16 protein-coding genes are annotated in these 16,365 nt (G+C 59.4%); all 16 read right to left on the reverse strand.

Annotated features, from left to right (window positions below):
• Nucleotides 1–60: 60 nt before the first annotated feature.
• Nucleotides 61–996, reverse strand: a complete 936-nt coding sequence (locus tag FFS30_RS03795; RefSeq protein WP_137911766.1) for a peptidylprolyl isomerase — start codon at nucleotides 994–996, stop codon at nucleotides 61–63.
• A 193-nt stretch (nucleotides 997–1,189) separates the two neighbouring features.
• Complete coding sequence (locus FFS30_RS03800; protein ID WP_137911767.1) at nucleotides 1,190–1,579, reverse strand: hypothetical protein; 390 nt, start codon at nucleotides 1,577–1,579, stop codon at nucleotides 1,190–1,192.
• Nucleotides 1,580–2,474: 895 nt separating this feature from the next.
• Nucleotides 2,475–3,941 carry a hypothetical protein gene (locus FFS30_RS03805; protein ID WP_137911768.1) on the reverse strand — a complete coding sequence of 489 codons (1,467 nt, stop codon included), beginning with the start codon at nucleotides 3,939–3,941 and terminating at the stop codon, nucleotides 2,475–2,477.
• A gap of 223 nt (nucleotides 3,942–4,164) precedes the next feature.
• A complete protein-coding gene (locus FFS30_RS03810) occupies nucleotides 4,165–4,722 on the reverse strand; it encodes a hypothetical protein (protein ID WP_137911769.1) in 558 nt (185 codons plus the stop codon).
• Complete coding sequence (gene gspD, locus FFS30_RS03815) at nucleotides 4,722–7,139, reverse strand: type II secretion system secretin GspD (RefSeq protein ID WP_249352153.1); 2,418 nt, start codon at nucleotides 7,137–7,139, stop codon at nucleotides 4,722–4,724. Before gspD ends, FFS30_RS03810 begins: the two co-directional genes overlap by 1 nt.
• Nucleotides 7,140–7,176: 37 nt before the next feature.
• Complete coding sequence (locus FFS30_RS03820; protein ID WP_137911770.1) at nucleotides 7,177–7,581, reverse strand: hypothetical protein; 405 nt, start codon at nucleotides 7,579–7,581, stop codon at nucleotides 7,177–7,179.
• Between the two features lie 31 nt (nucleotides 7,582–7,612).
• On the reverse strand, nucleotides 7,613–8,386 hold the full coding sequence (locus tag FFS30_RS03825; RefSeq protein WP_137911771.1) for a hypothetical protein: 774 nt from the start codon (nucleotides 8,384–8,386) through the stop codon (nucleotides 7,613–7,615).
• The gene (gspM, locus tag FFS30_RS03830) at nucleotides 8,383–9,021 is read right to left on the reverse strand and encodes a type II secretion system protein GspM (RefSeq protein WP_137911772.1); all 639 of its coding nucleotides are present in this window, start codon (nucleotides 9,019–9,021) and stop codon (nucleotides 8,383–8,385) included. Before gspM ends, FFS30_RS03825 begins: the two co-directional genes overlap by 4 nt.
• Nucleotides 9,005–10,219, reverse strand: coding sequence for a PilN domain-containing protein (locus tag FFS30_RS03835; protein WP_137911773.1), 1,215 nt, complete (start codon nucleotides 10,217–10,219; stop codon nucleotides 9,005–9,007). The genes gspM and FFS30_RS03835 overlap by 17 nt, the downstream gene beginning before the upstream one ends.
• A gap of 172 nt (nucleotides 10,220–10,391) precedes the next feature.
• Nucleotides 10,392–11,303 (reverse strand): general secretion pathway protein GspK, encoded by a 912-nt coding sequence (locus FFS30_RS03840; protein WP_171014397.1) that lies wholly within the window; start codon nucleotides 11,301–11,303, stop codon nucleotides 10,392–10,394.
• Entirely contained in the window at nucleotides 11,300–11,959 is a 660-nt protein-coding gene (locus FFS30_RS03845) for a prepilin-type N-terminal cleavage/methylation domain-containing protein (RefSeq protein WP_137911775.1), read from the reverse strand. The genes FFS30_RS03840 and FFS30_RS03845 overlap by 4 nt, the downstream gene beginning before the upstream one ends.
• Nucleotides 11,960–11,961: 2 nt before the next feature.
• Complete coding sequence (locus FFS30_RS03850; RefSeq protein ID WP_137911776.1) at nucleotides 11,962–12,444, reverse strand: type II secretion system protein; 483 nt, start codon at nucleotides 12,442–12,444, stop codon at nucleotides 11,962–11,964.
• Nucleotides 12,441–12,887 carry a GspH/FimT family pseudopilin gene (locus FFS30_RS03855; RefSeq protein ID WP_249352155.1) on the reverse strand — a complete coding sequence of 149 codons (447 nt, stop codon included), beginning with the start codon at nucleotides 12,885–12,887 and terminating at the stop codon, nucleotides 12,441–12,443. Before FFS30_RS03855 ends, FFS30_RS03850 begins: the two co-directional genes overlap by 4 nt.
• Before the next feature lie 45 nt (nucleotides 12,888–12,932).
• Entirely contained in the window at nucleotides 12,933–13,361 is a 429-nt protein-coding gene (gspG, locus tag FFS30_RS03860) for a type II secretion system major pseudopilin GspG (RefSeq protein WP_137912566.1), read from the reverse strand.
• A gap of 48 nt (nucleotides 13,362–13,409) precedes the next feature.
• A complete protein-coding gene (gene gspF, locus FFS30_RS03865) occupies nucleotides 13,410–14,627 on the reverse strand; it encodes a type II secretion system inner membrane protein GspF (RefSeq protein WP_137911778.1) in 1,218 nt (405 codons plus the stop codon).
• On the reverse strand, nucleotides 14,627–16,330 hold the full coding sequence (gene gspE / locus FFS30_RS03870) for a type II secretion system ATPase GspE (protein ID WP_137912567.1): 1,704 nt from the start codon (nucleotides 16,328–16,330) through the stop codon (nucleotides 14,627–14,629). The genes gspF and gspE overlap by 1 nt, the downstream gene beginning before the upstream one ends.
• Nucleotides 16,331–16,365: the final 35 nt, after the last annotated feature.

The raw sequence follows: 16,365 nt of genomic DNA on the forward strand, positions 1-16,365 counted from the left end.
CATTCCACGAACTACCGTGTTCGACATTCCGGCCGTCCGCCAATTCGGATACTGCCAAAGTCAGTTGCTCGGCTTGCCCTTGACAGCGTCTTCGATCGACGGCATTCCGTTTGGCGCATAGCGGTTATGCAGGAGCTCCATGACTTGCGGATCCACTTTCGGAGCGCCGCTATCGAATTTCGCCATCCAGTTCTTGCGCTGCTCGTTGACGTAATTTTCCTTGAGTTTGGCTTCGAGTTTACCCTTCACTTCGTCATAGGGAATCGGCTTTCCAGGAACGCTGGTAACCAGCCTGAGCACATGTAGGCCGTATTTGGTCTGTACGATCGGCGAGATTTCGCCCGGCTTCTTGAGCTTGCCCGCGGCTTCGGCAAAGGCAGCCACCATCTTGTCGGAAGCCGCTTCTGGAATATGTCCCTTGTTGGATGTTTTCGAAGGATCGTCGGAGTACTTCTCAACGAGATCGTCAAACGCTTTCGGATTGGCAAGCGCTTCGCTACGTACCTTTTCGGCCAAGGCTTTTGCGTCGGCCTCGCTGCGACCGTTGAAAGAAATCAGCACGTGCTGGACTTCTACGTCGGGAGGTATGACGTACTCGCTCTTGTGCGCCGCGTATTCCTCTTTGGCCGCGGCAGCCATTGACGGCACATTCAGCGAATCGTCGAACGACCGCACACGCGCACGAGCAAGTACGTCATCCGTCAAGAAATTGACCTCGGCTTTAACCTCGGGGGCCTGGTCAAGCTTCATGTCGGCGGCCTCGCGGGCTAGCTGCTTGTTGCGCAGGATGCTGATCAGCATTTGGTTGACTCGCGTCGGATTGGCAAAAAAGCCGGCCCTGCGCTCCTCCGGGATGCGCTGCATAAAGGCATCGACATCGCCCATTGTCACTGACGCGCCGCCCTGCGTGACTATGGATTTGTCCAGATCACCTGCCCAAGCCGTCCCTGCCGAAACACAGAGCATGAGGCCACCGATCACTACGCTCTTCAACATGTCTTCACTCTCTATTGAAACTCATAAAAAAGAAGCGCCGGAAAACTCCGGCGCTCCTGATTCTATCTTGCGCCCCACCGAACCTAGAGTCAGGTTCTGCGTGACTTGTTGACCATCGAAAAGCAGCCCAGTTCAATTTCTTACAAAGAACTTGTTCCGGGCTATCGGCGATTCCGGTCGATTTGCCGCAAGATCAAGGATTTCTGCTCACGTATTCCGTGTAGGAAATCTTTGACGTGGTGCAGGTACCCGGGGTCGAGTTGTAACAGTACTGCACGCCCGTGTAGTCCGCATCGGCGAAATTGATGTAGTACGTAGTACCAACATTGATCTGGCACTGCGAGCCCGGATCGGTGCTGATATAGATACCGTTGCTACCGCCCGCGCCCTGGCTACAGATGACGCCCGGCTGGCCCAAAACGAGACCACCCGGCCGCGTGCTGACCGAGATGATACCGCCGTCGCCGTAGCTCGGGTTGGCCGCAAAGTTCAGAGCACCCGACTGGGTCGGCGTGATCGCCAACGCAACGTACGAGCCCGAGTTCACCGTCATGATCATCGGCGCGCCCGAAAGCAGGCTCATGAAGTTGCGACTGCTACCACCACTGAGGATGTTCGTGAGATCCCACAGATTACCCGTATAGTCCGCCTTAGGGCTATACGAACTCTGCGGACCATGGAACTGAACCTGACCAGTACACTGGCGACTTAACTGAATCGAACCCAGGTAATCGCTCTTCTGCGTAGGATCACACGGCCCTTGCGGGGTACCTCCGACCTGCATGCTAGACGAGTTACCGGGCGACCAGGTGATCGACGTATAAGTAGCCGGCAAAGCGCACGAGATCGAGAAATTGTACGTTCCATTCACGGTCGGCGCAGCGAAGGTCACCGTCGTGCCGGAAGTTTGCTGCGAAAGCGTAGCGGGGCCGGTCTGGGTTACGGTACAGGTCGTCGCTGGGGTGCTGCTCCAGCTTACCGTCGGACTTCCGCTCGTGTAAGTCGCAGCAGGGAAGGTCACGGAAACAGCAAGCGGATTCGGCTGCGGACCGATGCCGCAACCAGAATTACCAGTAACGCCCTGAAGCGTAATCGTAGAACCACTTACTTGAATGCCAGTGGCACCTTGATGGATACAGGCTCCGGCGGAGTCATAGACGGTCGCACCGCCAGAGAACGTCATGCTGGTTGTAGTTTGCGCCAGCGCGCAGGCGGGTGCCGCGCATACTGCGAGCGCGACTAAAATTAGCTTTTTCATTACGGGTACTCCAATTTGCAGGTACAGGCATGTTTGGTTGGCAAACCAGCTGACCTTACCACTTGATGAATAAAGTGGACGTTAAATGCCTAGCGGATTTGTCCGAGCTTTTCTACCACTTATCATTTTATTAAATCTGCGACATATGCCGCGATTACAAAAAAACAGAGGGAAGCAGTGCTTCCCTCTGTTTGTAACACTACTCAGCAACTCGACTCTATTAGGAGCACGACGAGCCGCTGCTGCTGCAGATGCGATGCAGCTTGTGGCGATACAGACCGCTGTAGTTCGACAGCACGCCACCAACGTTGCCGTTGACGAGCTGGCCGACCCAGAAGCCCGTGACCGGGAGACCACGGTACTGGTTGCCCGAACCCGTGCTCGACAGGATGTGCGAAGCGTTGCCGTTATACAGGTCGATCTGCGCCCAACCGTTCGGGTAGCCCGTCGAGATGTTCGCCGTCAGACGCGAGCCGAGGATGGTGCTGCCCGCGCTGCCCTGGTTGAACGTCACGACCTGAGCCTCATAGCACAGCGAGTTGCCGTACACCGGCGCCGGCGAGAAGCCGACGTCGCCGCCCGGCTGACCTTCTTCGCGATCGTAGTAAGCGATACCGATCGAGGCGCACGAAGTACCACCGTTAGCGCTGCTGAACGCCACTTCAAACGGCGGCAGCGGAGCGGTCGGGGTGGTGTAACGGTCGACGTAGAAGCGCTTGGTCGGGAAGGTGATAACCCACTCGGAAGAAGCGTTGGTGCCCGCACCGGTCCAATACTCGTTGTAGATCGCATCGGCCATGAACAGCGACGAGACCGCGTCAACCGAACGCGAGTAGGTCGTGGTCACGAGCGACGGAACCGCACTGGTCGGGCTCGGAGCAAACACGTAGCTCGTCGTCGACGTACCGTCGTTCAAGCTCGGAGCCAGAGACTCCGGCGCCGTGTGCTTCGGAATGCCGTTCGCCAGATAGAACTGGTCGATCGCATCGGCATTGTAGCCTTCGATCGTGCCCATCGGAACGTTGATGATGCTGGCCGAGCCGAACAGGCCGCCCGTCGGGCTACCCGTATCGTTGGCACCAGCAGACTGGGTCCAGTAGCCACCCGACCACGCCTTGACGACCTGCGGGCAGTTAGCCGGAACGCCCGAGCTGTGCGTGATCGCCGACAGCGAGTTGTTCTCGTCGTTGGTGACCGTAGCCATTTCGATCAGCTCGATATAGCCTTCCAGCGTACGCGACAGATCACGCGGACCACCGTCGACCGGCGCAACACGGCCGTCGAACGCAGCCGTCGAGAACTGACCCTTGCCAGCGGCAATCGCACCAGCGGACTTCTGCAGGGCCGGAACCGTGCAGCTGTTGTCGGTGCTGAACACGCCAGCGCCCGTGCCCGACGGAACGACAGCAGCCGTCCACACGTCATGCGGCGACAGGTAGAGGTTGAAGTCGAGTACTTCACGGCTGTTGTACGCTTCGAGGAAGCGAACCTTGACAGCCTTGCCGGCGTTCGTCGTATTGACGACCGACAGGAGCGTCTGGTTGTTGCTGTTGACGGTGTAGTACGGGTAGATGAGAACTTGGCCCAAGCCGTCGCTGTTCAGATAAACGGCGCTCGCCATGTTGGAAATGCCAGCCACGCCAGCGATACCGGCGATGACGGCAGTCGTAAGACTGGTTCTTTTCATTACTAAACTCCTTTCGGTCACAGGGCTTAATGTTATTTGCCGGCCCGCCCATTCGTACTCTAGCCATGACAGCTAAAGTTTCGACGAGTCCAAGCAACAGCAACCTTAGCTTACGACAATCGAAAAGGCAACGCAACAGCCGTTGTCAAATTTTGACGCGGGTTATCACACCTTCAATTGCTGTAATTCCAAGGGGCGGAGCAATTGAACAAATCAGAGGGAATTAATTGTTTTGCTTGGCTTTTTCCGGATTGGTCTCGGGCCCAGGTTGCGTCGACGCGGGCGCTTCCGCCGCCGGCACCGAAGGTTGCCCGACCTCCGCCTTCACTTGCTCACTGAGACTTTCGGCCTTGATCTGCGAATCGGGCAGGAAATACCACTGCCCGTCGCTGCGCACCCATCTCTCGGTGACGGGACCAGAGTGCTCGATGTCCTTGGGTACCCTTAGTAGAGATCCGGGAATTGCCGATGTCACGATCAGATGTGCCGTGCAAGCATCTTCATCGCATTGCACCGATTCGATCTTCGCCGATTTCCATTGCAGCCGCGCTGTCGCGATGAAAGCTACATACTGCTCTAGGGTATGGGTGGTGCGATACCCCGGGCTCAGATAGTCGTAGGCCTTGATCGCATGCCTTCCCGCGAGCAAATCCCAGCGCTCAAGTGCTCGTTCACGAACGAGATCCGCCGGATCTTTTTTGCTGCAGCCGGCAATGGCGAACAGCGACAGGCCGATGCCACAGGCGAGGAGGATGTTACGGACATTCTTCATAGCGATCATCACAGATTCGGTTTTTGAGTGGGCGTCGGTGTTGCAGCCGGCGCGTCCTGCGGAAGCGGTGTGGTGACCGCCCCCTGCCCATCATTGGGGACAGCTCCCTCCGATTGCGCTTTCTTAGCCTTCATTTTGGCGCGGATAGGGGCAAGGGATTCGAATTTGTCCTGGTACTCCTGAGTAATTGTCTGCGCATCCTCGGTGTTATAAATGACCCGCGGAGTAATCAGTACGATGATCTCAGTGCGAGTCCGGGAATTCTGCGAGCTCTTGAACAAATTCCCCAGGACAGGAACGCTACTGAGAAACGGGACACCGGTATTCGAGACGACATTGTCTTCGCGGATCAAACCACCGAGCAGAACGGTTTGCCCACTCTGCACCGCAACCTGAGTGTTCAGATTGCGCTGACTGATTGGCGGATTCGGATTCGCTGCAGTGCTGGAACCTGGAGTAGTGATCTCTTGGGCTACGTCCATGTAAACCAAACCACCGGGGTTCACTCGCGGAGTGATCTGCAGCGTAGTACCTGTGCTGATGTACGACGTGGAGCCGATGCCGGTATTGCTTCCGAGGTTGTTCGTTCCATTTGAGACCGTCCCAGTACCGTAGCCGACGATGGATGTGGTCACAATCGGAATCTGGTCGCCAACCGTAATGCTCGCTTGTTGGTTATTCAACACGACCATGGATGGAGCGGAGAGCGTCTTGGCCGTTCCGTCCGTCTGCAGCGCATTGATCGCCACCTCAAAATTCTTGTTCAGAAAGGAATAGAACAACCCACCCGTATTCGGATTGGGGGGCTGCGCGCTGCCACCTCCGCCCATCATGGCACGATGGCGATCGTTAGGATTGCCCGAGAAATTCAGAACGCGCCCAGTAGTAGGATCGACCGTAGTGCTCGTACCGTACCGTACTCCGGTGTCTCCCGAACCGCCCGGTTGATTGATGAGGCCGGTGAACCACCACTGCACCCCAAAATTGAGCGCGCCCGTCAATTTTACTTCCAGGACTTTTGCTTCGATCTGCACCTGCAAGGGCGATACGTCGAGGCGGTGAATCGCGGCCAATATCGAGTCGTACTCCCCCGGCGTCGCCATGATTAGCAACTGATTATTCTCTTCAATTGCGGTAATGCGGATATCGGTATCCTTGTTGCCGCCGCCGGCAAGCGCTCCGCCAGTGCCTGTCGTGGTCAGATTCGGCGTTGCGGGGCGCTGCTGATTGTTGATACTCATCGCACCGCTGCCGATACCGCTACCGAGCGAACCACCGATCGAACTACCACGAAGGCCGGGAGCCGTATTGCCCGAATTGCTCTTCGAGGATCCGCTGCTCTTGCCGGTGAAAATTGCATTCAAGTGATCAGACAAATCCACTGCCTTGACGTTCTTCACGTCGTAGACGTAAAGCTGCGTACCGTTCTCGCCGACGCCAAGGTCGAGGCGATATATCCACTCCTGCGCGCGCCGGAGGTAGTCCGGCTGCGGCGTGATGACGACCACGGAATTAGTGGCCTCCATCGGGATGAAGCGGAACATCCCTGCCAACGGGGTATCCGCCTTCTCACCGAACATCTTATCGAGCTCAGGCATCAGCTTGCCGACTTCCATATTGCGCAAGCCGACCACACCGACCGACATGCCTTTGAGCCAGTCGACGTCGAAGATGTTGATCGTGTGCTCATAGTTCTGCAGTTCGAAGGCGGTACCGGCCATCACGATCATCGCGCGCGCGTTGTCGGCCGAAACGATCGCATCTGGCTTCGCGTAAGGCTTGAGCAGCTTCTCCATCTCCTTCGGTGAGATGTATTTCAGCGGGAACACGCGCACCTGATAGCCAGGCACCGATTTCACCGAATACAGGCGCGGACTCAGGCTGCCGGCGATAGCATCCTTGACCGGCACGACTTCGTAGCGACCCTGCTTGCGCACAAGCGCATTGTTCGTCCAAGCCAGCAGCATCTCGAGGATAGGCATCGCCTGATCGATCGCAACCGGCTTCGAGCTGGAGAACGTGACGTTGCCGGTGACGGCCGGAGAAACCGTGTAGTTCTCGTTCAGCAGTCCACCGAGTATGTTCTGCACCACCGCCTGGATCGGTAGATTCTCGAAGTTAAACGTGATTTCGCCCGAACCTGCCGACGCGGCCTTGGGCGGCGGAGCATCCGCCGCCCCGTAGTTGATCAACTGCCCAGTGCCCGGGGTCAACTTGGAATCGGTGCGCGGCTTGCTGCCCGCCCCGTTCTTGATCGTGATTGGCTTCGATTCGTCCGGCGCATGATAAGGCGGAGGCAAAGGCGGGGGCTTGTCGGTGCTCAACTCTGCAGTGACGGCATCCTGCTTCATGCCAGGCAGGTTCGCACAGCCGGCAAGCAGCACTTGAGCGAGAAACAGGACGACAACAACTGGACGTAGGGTCACGTGCACACTCCAAATAGCCGGCGCTTCCGCGGCGGCATCAATTCGACTGCGATTTGGCGGCCCCGTTCTGAGCCTGCTCTGCTTTGGCTTTGCTTTCGCGCTTCTTTTTTAACTCCAGCCAATATGCCTCGCGCTCCGCTTCGGTCATCGTCGACTGGTTTGCATCCTGGTTCGGACCGGGCCCGAAGGACGCTTCGTCCTTTGCTGGAATATGAGGCGTTGCCGAATCTTGCGGAGAAGCCGTCGCAGCCGGCGTCAAATTGGATTGCGCCTGCGGCGAAGACGCTTGCTGTGAAGCATCGGGCGGAGTGGAGTTCGCCGCGTCGTCGGCAGCGAGCGCATCGACCGCAGTCGACTTGGAAGACTCCGGCTTGGACCGACCGCAACCCGCCAATAGGGCAAGCGCGACGCACAGACTTAAAAATAGGGCTTTCATAGACATTGCTTCATACCTCTTCAAACTCAATCTCGAATTATTGTTGCTGCGGCAACGGCTGCGGCATCGGTGATGGCGCTTCCTGCGGCGGCACCTGCTGCTGTAATTGCTGCTGCTGTTGCTGTTGTTCGCGAATCTGCTGACGGCGGGCATCGATACGCTGTTGCAAATCGGCGGCCGCAGCGGCATCCGGAGGCAACGGTTGTGCCGGTGCTGGCAGAATCTGCGGCTGCGGCGCTTGCCCCGGTGCGGGTGGCGGGGGGGGCGCCACACGCGGCGGCGGCGGCGGTGTGGGCTTCTGACTGTTGGCGACGGCGATGAGTTCCACGGTAGCACTCTCTCCGATCGAATTCTTGAACACCGCACTGCGCGGCTTGACCTCGGCCAAGCTCCATGCGCCGAGCTCGCCCGGCATCGCACCGCCCTCCTTGACCGTCGTCGACTTCTCCTTGCCCTTTTCCTTGATCATCGCAAGGCGCACCTTTGAAGTGATGATGACGCCGGCAAGGACCACGTCGAGCTTCGGAATCGGTTTTACGTCAGCCTGCTGTTCAGGCGGCATCGGCGGAGTCGGCCTGCGGTCCTCGTTAAACAGAGGCCGCGCGTTGACCTCAGCGAAATTGTCCCAGGACCCGAGTTTGTACTGCGCATTGACCAGTTTCTTCTTGCCTGCGGCATCGTCAGTCGGATCGAGTGTCCACCAACTGTAGCCCCGCCCCACACCGAACCAGAACAGCACGACCAGCAGAAGGAATAGCGCACAAATACCGGCCAGAACCAGAGTCAGGCCGCGGGAGACTCGCAGATTCATTTGACCCCCTTCGCGTTGCCGGGCTGCTGACCGCCGGGCTGACGCAGAAAGCCGGACAAATTGAACTGGGCATTGACCAAAGTCGCCCCTGGCGGAGCTTTACCCCCGGGGGTGAACATGGCTTGCTGGCGATACATCACGAGCCGATCCACGAACAAATAAGGATTGCTCGTCTCGAGCGAATAGAGCACTTTGGCAAACGTTTCCGCCTGGCAGCTCAAGTTGACGTTGGCCGAGACACGCAGATATACCTCAGGCGCGGGGTTGCCTGCAGGCGAAATGCCGTTGACGATACAACGCGCGTTCGGGTCGTGATTTTCCTCCACCGCACGCTTCAATCGCTCGGACAAATCCGAGAATGCGCTCGCCGCATCCGCGTCGTTGAGAAATGCCTGATTCTGCTGCTCGAGGCCGGCGACCTCCTTGAGCTGCTTTTCGATCTGCGGCTTGCTCTGGATCAGCTCGGCGAAGTGATACTGTTGGTCTCGCAGATCGTAATACTGGTCGCGCATCTCCAAATACGGCGATACCAGCCACCAGTGGACTAGCAACAAATAAGCGAGCAGCAACGCGATCAGCAACAGCCCAATCGCGAAAACTCGCTGACTGCGGGCAGACTCAGGCAGCAGGCGCATCGGCGGCCTCCGCAGGTTGCTTGCCGGCCTTGCCGTTCGGTTTCTTGTCTTTGTCCGTGGCCTGCGCGTCAGCTCGCTTATGCAGCTGGAAGTTCATGGTGAAACGATCCTTCTTCGTACGCGCATCCGGCTGCACCGTACCGATGAAAGCCGCGTTTTCGAGCACTTCAGATTTCTGCAGGTCTTCAATCAGCTTGTTCGCATTGCCACTCTGGCCTTGCACTTCCACCTTGCCCTTTTCATCAACCGTCAGACGTTCGAGGAACGTATTGTCGGGCAGGCGCTTGGTCAGGTCGGCGAGCATCGCCGTCATGGGCGTCGTATCGCGCTTGACTCGATACAGATAACTGGCAGAGGTCGTATTGTCTTTGAGCTTTTTTGCCAAAACCGCAGTCTGCTTCGCGTCGGCCTTGGCTTTTTCGACTTCGGCGCTCATCGCATCGAGTGCCGTCTGCCGATTGCTCAGGAACAGCATTCCGGCCACCACGAACAGCACTGCAGCTCCCGCGCCAAGCGCCAGATTGAGACGCAAACGCTGGTTCACGCGCTTGACACGGCGTTCCTGGGGCAACAGGTTCAGACCTGCGCGGCCGCTGCCGGGCGCATCGCGCCAGCAATCGACACCGTCGAGGGCAATGCCCAACCCCGACAACGCAGCCAACTCCTGATCGAGCTGGCCGCGCGGCACGACGTACAAATCGATCTTGAGACTCTTAGCGGCAACATCCCGCTGTACGACACGGCAATCGAAGTACACCTGATCGGCTTTGAACGGCGTCTGCCGATCCATTTCGAACGCGAGCACTTGACGCAATTTATCTTCGGCTGCGGCCGGCAGATTTAGCTCTCGGCGCAAAGCGCGTCGCGCCGGTATGCAGTAGAACACACGCAAGTTGGGATCATCGATGCGATCGCGCAACCGGGAAAACTCATTGCGCTGATCTTCCGGAGCCTGATCGCGGAGGATACGACCGTATTCGGCGGAGCGCCCACCCGACTGTCGCCATACGCCGATCTCGCCCGCGCTCGCATCGACGAGTAGCTCTTGCGCGCCGTCGGCAAAGAGCCCACGCCAGCGCTGTGGCAACAGCTCTTTCAGCTCGCGCGCCCACCACGCCAAGAACTTCGGAACACCGCTGTTCGCGTAGCGCACGCGCAAGCGTGCAAGCTGAATATTGATGGCGGAGATTGCACTCATTGATAAAACATCGGCACGTCAAAAAGTTGTATTGGTTTCTTCTTGTTCGCAACGCAACACGCGGCTTAAAGACTGCGCCGGAAAGGATAAGTTCTCAAAACATAATGAAAAACAACGAAGCCGGGCGCGATGGCCGCAGCGCAAAACCGCCCCTTTGCCGACACGACCTGCGCTACGAGGCTTCCCCGTCGCGCCAACGCAATATCGTGTACGGCCTCCCCGACGAACTTACCCCGCCTATGCGAATGGTGGTGTCGAACATGATGTTGACACCGTTCTGGAGGGTGGCCTTGGACTTGATACTATACGTGAGACCTCCACCCGAGGCCATGACCCCACCGCCGCCGGGCAGTGTCAAGCCTTGGATCGCGCCTGTCGTTCCAGGCGGAGCCGCCTGTCTCGCGGCAATGATTTGCTGAGCGAGCTGCGGAGTCATACCTGGAATTGCCATCAGCGCCTCGTACGGCGCGAAAGCGGGATTGGGTGTGCGCGTACCGGAATACACCGTGATTGCCGGCTCGATCTTCTTGAACAGATCGTAGGTCATGCCGAGTACCTGCTGGACCTCGGACACGGTCTGAAACGGCAGGTTGGTCGGACCGTAGTCGAGCCCTGCGGCGGCATATTGCGGCGCCTCTGCGCCGTGCGGGCGCACCTGGCTGTCCGCGTCGCGCCAATCCTGGATTGCATCGGACAAGGCTTCGGCCGCACCAAGATCCACTCCGACGGATTGGAACAGAGCCATCAAGGTAGGGCTGTCAGCAACATTGAGGTCGATCTTGCCCGACTCGTTCGTGACTTCCACATGCACGATCGCTCCCTCGTACGGAAACTCGTAGGGCCGGCCGTCGGCGACCCAGCGTTGCAGAGGGTCGGGATTTCGCAACTGGAACAAGGCAAGTTCTACGCCGGCGATCGCGTCGTAGCGCGCCGCCGTCGTATCGAACATATGCCGCGACTCGAGATTTTCGGTGCGCGCAATCAGCGCGAAACTGCCGAGCAGCACCGCCATCAGTGCGACGACCCACATGACGAGAATCAGTGCAACGCCGCCCTGGCGGCGCATCGGGCGCAGGCGCTTCATCGGCTCAACCCTACCGGACCGGAGCGGCGTGCGCCGACATCCATCATCAGCGGGATCGTCATTTCCGGCCATTGCACCTGCGCACCGTTCATCAGGCGCAAATCCAAACTGACCAGCAAGGGTGTCGTGCTCGGATCCTTCCAGCTCTCGCCCCAATTCATCAGGTCACCCTGCTGGTTCAGGCCGCGATAGCGAAATGTGCCTTCCTCGATGCGGTCGAGCAGAACCACCGTCGACTCCTCGCTGGCTTTGCCTTTGTCCTTGCTGAAACCGTTCAGCAGTGTGCTCGTGAACACAAGCTGCATTCCATCATTGCCGGAGGTCAACTCCAGGGTTTGTACATAAGCGCCGCCACGCGAAAGATAGCCGGGCATCGGTGCGACGAAGCGCATAAACTTGCCGTTGCCCTGGAATATCTCGACCTTCGTGCCTTCCTGCGCATACGGGAAAGGTAGGATGCGCGAAACCTGACGGCGCAGGAATTCCTGCACGGTGCGCACTTTGTCGACACGCTCGATCAAAGCCTCACCCGACTTCATGCTGTGTCGGGCCGCGGTAATGCCGCTGTACGCGCCAGCAATCAAAAGACCGAGCAGCAGGATCGCCAGCATCACCTCAAGCAGGCTGAATCCGCATTGGCGCAAAGACGCGCGCATACTCAGCCGAACCCTGCCGGCAGCCCGGGCTGCGCCTGACCGCCCGGTCGCGCCGGCGCCATCGAACGCAAGGTGACGAAACGCGCGTGATGCTGCAGATATTGATTGCCCCAGCTCACCACCAACTCGATTTGGTAAAGCTCAGGCTGCCCGGGCGTCGCCATGGCCGGCGCCAACGTCGAACCGGCAGTGGTCTGCGGCTGGTATCGCACCACGGCGAGCTGCCAGTGATAGGTATCGTCGAAATCGCCGCTACTGCCGCCTTCCTTGAGCGGTTGGCCGATGCCCTGCACGTCGAGCAGAGATTGCGCGTAGAGCGCTGCCTGCGTCGCCTCCTTTGCCTGCTTCGCGGTGCGCACGGAGTCGCCCAGTATCTGCAGCAGCACACCGAAGCCTAGGGCGAAGATGACGAAGGCGGCAATCAGCTCAACCAGGGTAAAGCCACCCTGATGCCGCGCTGCCGCGGTGGGAAATCCAGCTCTCATCGGTTCAGCTCCTCGCGCGTTATCGCGCCGGTCAGCCAGTCGACGTTGATGCGCCACTCCACGCGCTCCATGAGCACGGAAATGTGGCCACCAGTCGAAGCGCCATCGGCGAAGAAGCGAATGCGCCCTGAGGTCTCGCTGGTGATTTCCTGGTCGGCCGTATACAACGTCAGGCGCATGTTCTTGGGCAACTGCACCGTGGGCTTGCCCGGCGCCTGGTAACTGTTGCCGCCAAGATCAAGATTGAACGTGGTTTCCTTGCCTTTGACGATCGCTTGCCCGCGCGTGTAGCGCAGTGCGGCAACGAGATCGCGCGTCGCCGCCTGCACCTTCGCGCCGCTCATGCTCTTCGAGAACGAAATCGACACGGCGCCGATCGCCAAGGCGATCAGGAACACCACCGTGATGATTTCGATCAGGCTGAAGCCACGCGATTTGCGCACGCAGGTTGTCATCGGAGTAGCGCGGCACGGCCCGACCGGCGCAGGTTACTGCCAGCTACCCACGTCGCGGTCCAGTCCGTCGCCGCCGGCCTTGCCGTCCTTGCCGAGGAAGACCAGGTCGAAATCGCGCCCGTCATTGCCCGGCATCCGGTAATCGAACGGATGACCGAACGGATCCTTGAGCGCGGACTCGGTGGCGTATGGGCCATTCCAATTCGCCGCGCTGCTCGGCCGCGAAATCAGGTCGTTGAGGCTGGCCGGGGGGCCGCCGTTGTCGAGCGCGTAGTTTTCGATCTTCGTCGACAGCGAACGCATCTGCGCAATGCCCGCATTCACCTTGCCGCGATTGATGCTGTCACCGACGCGGTTCGCGACCACGCCCATGACGATGCCGATCAGGACGAGCACGGCGATCATTTCGATCAGGGTGAAGCCCGCGCTGCGCAGCATGTTCGCGGGCATATTGCGACGCATGCCGGCCGTACCGGACTGCGAAAAATTATACTTATTCATGGCCATTTCTCATTGAATGGAACTGCTCAAACTCAAGATCGGCAGCAGGATCGCCATCATAATGATCGCCACCATGCCGGTCATCACCACCGTCAACAGGGGAACCAGCGCGGCGAGCATGCGATCGACCGTATTCTTCGCGTCGATGTCGAACGTATCCGCGATCTTCATCATCATTCCGTCGAGCTCACCGGATTCCTCGCCGACCGAAATCATCTGCGTCGCAAGTTTCGGGAAGCGCTTGCTCTGTGCCAGGGCATGAGCCAAGCCACCGCCGGTCTTCACGTCCTCGGTCGCCTTGTCGATCGACTCGGCGAGTGCCGAATTGCCGAGCACGTTGCGCGCGATCGACAAGGCCGTGAGCAATGGAACACCATTCTTGAGCAAAGTTCCCAGCGTGCGCGACAAGCGCGCCGTTTCGAGCTTGCCGACCAGTGGCCCGACCACGCGCAGGCCGAGCACGCGCGTATCCCAGGCGAGCTTCTTTTCCGGATCGGCGAGGCGATTGCGCATCCACACGATGCCGGAGACAGCCGCAATGATCATCAGCCACCACCAGTTCTGTAGCAGCGTACCAACGAACAGCGTGCCCTTCGTGATCAGCGGCAGCTCGACGTTCATGTCGCGGAACATCGGCAGGAACTGCGGCACCACGACAGTAAGCAGAACGAACAGCGCAGCGAACACCATCACGACGAGGATCGCCGGATAGATCAACGCGTTGACCACGCTTTCCTTCAGCGACTTCGCGCGCTCGAGGTAATCAGCAAGGCGCGTCAGCGTCGAATCGAGCGAACCACCGACCTCGCCCGCGCGCACCATGTTCACATACAGGCGCGTGAACACACCGGGCTCGGCTTCGAGCGCCTCCGACAGCGGCGCACCGCTGCGCACGTGATCGCGGATACGCTCGACGACGCGTCTGGCCTTCTCGCTTTCCGGCAGCTCAAGCAGAATCTGCAGCGCACGGTCGAGCGGTTGGCCAGCACCGAGCAGGGTCGCGAGCTGCTGAGTGAACTGCAGCACCTGGGTCTGGTTCATCGCCTCGCGCTTGAACAGCCCGGCGAGGCCACCTCCGCCCGCTGCGCCGTCCGCAGCGAACACTTCGAGCGGAATATTGCCCGCGTCCTGAATCTTCGCGATCGCCTCGTCGTTCGAAGCGACGTCGTACTGGCCTTCGACGATCTCTCCGGCCGGCGTGACGGCTTTGTAGCGGTAAAGTGCCATCAGCTTTCCGAAGTGACGCGCAGCACTTCCTCGATCGTGGTCTGTCCTTGCAGCGATTTGACCAATCCGTCTTCGTACATGGTGCGCATGCCTTCGGTGCGCGCGAGCTCTTCGAGCTTGCCCATGTCGGCGTGTTGCATGACGAGGCGACGCAGCGGCTCGCTCATGACGAGAAATTCCATGATCGTCGTACGGCCGTGATAGCCCGTCGAAGACACCGGAGAGGGCATCGGCTTGTACAACTCGATCTTGCCTTCGGGTTGGAAGCGGCGCAGGCCAAACTCCTCAACCACTTCGGGCATCGCTTCGTACTTGTGCGCATGCTCGGTGTCAAGCCGGCGCACGAGGCGCTGCGCAAGCACACCGTTCACGGTCGAAGTGAGCAGATAGTCCTCAACACCCATATCGAGCATACGCGTCACCGCGCCGGCGGCGTTGTTCGTGTGCAAGGTCGACAATACCAAGTGACCCGTTAAGGCGGACTGGATCGCGATCTTCGCGGTTTCCAGATCGCGCATTTCGCCGATCATGATGATGTCCGGATCCTGACGCACGATCGAGCGCAGCGCATGGCTGAAGTCGAGACCGATCTGCGGCTTGGCCTGAATCTGGTTGATGCCCTCGATCTGATATTCGACCGGGTCTTCGACCGTGATGATCTTCACGTCGGGCGTGTTGAGCTTGGACAGCGCGGTGTACAGCGTCGTCGTCTTACCCGAACCGGTCGGACCGGTGACGAGCAGGATGCCGTGCGGCAGCTCGAGCACCTTGAGGAACTTGGACAGGAACTGGTCGGTGAAGCCGAGCTTGTGGAAATCGAACACGACCGATTCACGGTCGAGAATACGCATGACCACCGATTCGCCGAAGCTCGTCGGCACGGTCGACACGCGCAGGTCGAGCTCCTTGCCCTGCACGCGCAGCGGAATGCGGCCGTCCTGCGGCAGGCGGCGTTCGGCGATGTTGAGCTTCGCCATGATCTTGATACGCGAGATCACCGCCGCGGTCGACGCCGCCGGCGGCGATTCGGCTTCGAGCAACACGCCGTCGATGCGGTAGCGCACTTTCAAGCGGCTCTCGAACGGCTCGATGTGCACGTCGGACGCGCGCTGTTCGACCGCACGCTGGATGATCAGGTTGACGAGGCGGATGACCGGCGCTTCGGAAGCGAGATCGCGCAGATGCTCGATGTCGTCTTCGCTGCGCGTCGCATCGTCGGACAGACTCTCGACGATCGAACCCATCGCCGAACGGCCCTGGCCGTAATAGCGCTCGATCAGATCGTCGATCTCGGAACGGAAGCCGACCTTGATCTCGGCCGCCTTGCCGGTCGCGAGCTGCACCGCTTCGATCGGATACTCTTCGGCCGGATCGGCGACGAGCCAGATGACTTTGTCCTCGGTTTCGCCGATCGGGACGATGTGATGCTGCTTGAGGAAGCGGATCGACATCGACACGTTCTGCGGTGGAGTCTCCGGAAATTCCTTCGCGGTGACGAGCGGCAGGCCCATCACTTCGCTCAGCGCATCGCCCATCTCGCGCTCGGAGACGAGGCCGAGGCGCGTCAGCAGCGGGACGAGATTGCCCTCGCCGTTTTCCTCAAGCAGGCGCCGCGCACGCGCGAGGTCGTTTTCCTTCAGGCGACCGCGGCCGACGAGGTAAACACAGATGCGCTCGTCGAGCGATTCGTTCTGATCCTGCATGGATGGCGGTTGCGGCAATGGTTGTACGGCGGACA

The organism is Rudaea sp. 3F27F6 (assembly GCF_005503555.1).
Classification (GTDB): Bacteria; Pseudomonadota; Gammaproteobacteria; order Xanthomonadales; family Rhodanobacteraceae; genus Rudaea.